1 protein-coding gene and 1 pseudogene are annotated in these 2,526 nt (G+C 54.2%); one reads left to right on the top strand and one right to left on the bottom strand.

The genetic code is table 11. The features are described from left to right. Positions 1 to 410: 410 nt before the first annotated feature. Positions 411 to 1,394 (bottom strand): annotated as a pseudogene (locus tag MWC30_RS21475) (IS4 family transposase); the annotation flags it as partial. A gap of 324 nt (positions 1,395 to 1,718) precedes the next feature. Between MWC30_RS21475 and istA the strand changes: the two are divergent. Beyond that, positions 1,719 to 2,526, top strand: an 808-nt coding sequence (gene istA / locus MWC30_RS21470; protein ID WP_244086248.1) for an IS21 family transposase, incomplete at its 3' end; no start/stop codon positions are given.

Genomic DNA, 2,526 nt, shown 5'->3' with positions numbered 1-2,526 from the left:
ACGGGACCTACGACAGAGTGATCGAGTTGTATCGAGAGCGCCATCCCATCACTGCTGTCCGCCCAGGGAAGAAACGGGGCTCACTTGGCGGGGATACCGACCTGTAAAAAACGGGGAATGCGCCCTTCTGGTCGCAGACGCACAGGGCCTTTCCTGCTACGGCTACGATAAGCTTTTGTCGTTGCTCAAATTTTCGGTCGATGAGTATGTGGCGGCCAGAAATGGCCTCATCCAAAAGGACCTCATCGCCTTCGATGGAACCCTCTTTCAAGTGCTTTCCCTACCGGAGCACCCCGAGAGAAAGCTGGAAACCCCTCAGCAATGTCCGGTTAGGTTTTTGCAGATAAGGTAACATTTCCTTGCTCTTTGAAATTGTGAGAGATGTGATCCGGTGGCTCGGAGGCACGGATCTCATTTTGGATCTGGATGCGCAGTTCCCTGACCCTATTTATGCTGACCTTCTCGTTGTGGTGCTTATGGCAGTAGAGAGCCAGGAGCAGATATGTGATCAGGCCTGCCATTATTTGGACCATCAGCCCGTACTCACTCCTTGCAATGAGGTGGTAGACCCTCAGGTGACGTTTCCACCAAGCAAAGAACTTCTCGACCTCCCAGCGCAGCTTGTACACCATGGCAATCTGCTCCGCCGAGAGATCATGTCGGTCCGTAGCTACCCAGTAGCAGACAGTGCCGATTTGGTATCCAACCACTCGAACAGGCTTCTCGGTCTGGTTGACTCCAGGGGTGCCAAGCAAGACAGTGGCATCGTAGAAAACGATCCCTCCGGGAGCAACCGGATGCATCTCGATGCAGATCTTGTTCGTATTGGCCCTTATGCGGCACACGAAGTGCCTGTTTTCCTGCTGCCACAGGTCGAAGTTTTTATGGCACTGGTAATAGCGGTCCAATACTCCAGTCTGGCCGGGAGATACGATTTTACTGACAAATGGTCTCTCATCGGCTTTTCCGTCGGTTAAGAAGATCTTTGTGGGAATGGAGCGGTTGATGTCAAATCCCACGTGGACCTTGGCCTTCTTGGAGCCGTCTCTGTAGTCGGCCCAAGCCATGGAGAGCACCGCCTGGATGAAGGATCCGTCAACCGAGACCAGATTTCCGAGCTCTTTGTATTCACACGGCAACAAGCGGGAGGCTTTAGCCTGAAGACCTCCATAGAGGGATATGAGCTGTTCGAGCCCTCGGGAGTTGATGGCCTCACAGAAGCTGCTCCTCTTTATTCCGGCTGCGGGTGCGATGTGTTCGCGAGCGAAGTCATCCTCCTGCAGGGCCTGCATCAGGTGACGTCCCGAAGTGTGTTCCTCCAGGTGGAAGTATACCAAGGCTCTTAGCTGCTCTTCGAAGCTCATCTGCAAGGGTCTGTTTCCTCGTGCCTCTAGTGCGGGGACGTGAGGGAGAATATCTCGAGTCGGCTCCATCAGATCATCAAATGAAGGTGCGCGACGTGCTCTATTCCAGGGATGGATTGTCCGGGGCATCTTCGTAACTCCTTATAAGTATTGGATTTTACGAAAAATGCGCCGAATGCACACTTTCTCTGGATTGTCAAGCAAAAAAACGATCTAAGATGCCAATTTTCAACATTTTTTGCACCCTCAACCATTGCAATTTCCTAACCGGACATTGCTGGAAACCCCTTTGACTTCCAGGGGGGACGCGGCGGGGCTTGGACAAAATCTTGCCGGCATCCTGGGAGGCAAGCCATGATCGATCAGCGAACCGTCTTTGAAATTCACAGGCTCCATCATGAAGGCTTTTCCACGGGCAGGATCGCCTCCATCCTCGCTCTCGATCGAAAGACCGTCTCCAAATACCTCCTCACCCCGAACCCTTCCAGAGCGACAACCCCACGCCCCAGCCGGCTCGACCCCTTCAAAGATGAAATCAGGTCCCTTCTCAGCCAGGCTCCTCACGCCAGTGCCCAGGTCATCTTTCAGCGCCTCCTCTCTCTGGGGTTCCATGGAAGCTACACCATCGTCAAAGATTTCGTCCGCACCCTGCGCCAGACTCACCCCACCCCTTGCATCCGTTTCGAATCGCCTCCCGGAGAGCAGTGCCAGATAGATTGGGGCCACTTCGGCTCTCTTTCTTATGGGAGCTGGCGCCGAAAGCTCTATTGCCTTGCCGTCGTCGAATGTCACAGCCGGTTGCTCTACCTCGAGTTTTCCCACTCGCAGCGCCAGGAGACCCTTCACCGATGCCTCCTCAATGCCTTTGTTTTCTTCGGCGGAACGCCCAAAGAGCTTGTCTTCGACAACATGGCCACCGCCGTCACCGAGCGCGAGGGCTCCATCATCCGCTACAATGAGGCCTTTCTCTCTTTCCCGCGCCCCTTTAAAATCTCTCCGCACGCCTGTAACGTCCGCCGGCCCAACGAGAAGGGAAAAGTTGAAAAAGGCGCCATCCACTACATTCGCCACAACTTCTGGCCTCTCAAAAACTTCATGGACCTTGACGACGTGAACCGCCAAGCCTTTCAGTGGAGAGATTCCATCGCCAACGTACGTCTGC

This window comes from Desulforhabdus sp. TSK, from assembly GCF_022836495.1.
Taxonomy (GTDB): Bacteria; Desulfobacterota; Syntrophobacteria; order Syntrophobacterales; family Syntrophobacteraceae; genus Desulforhabdus.
The sequence above is the reverse complement of the archived record's forward strand: the minus strand, read 5'-3'. Positions and strand labels throughout refer to the sequence as shown.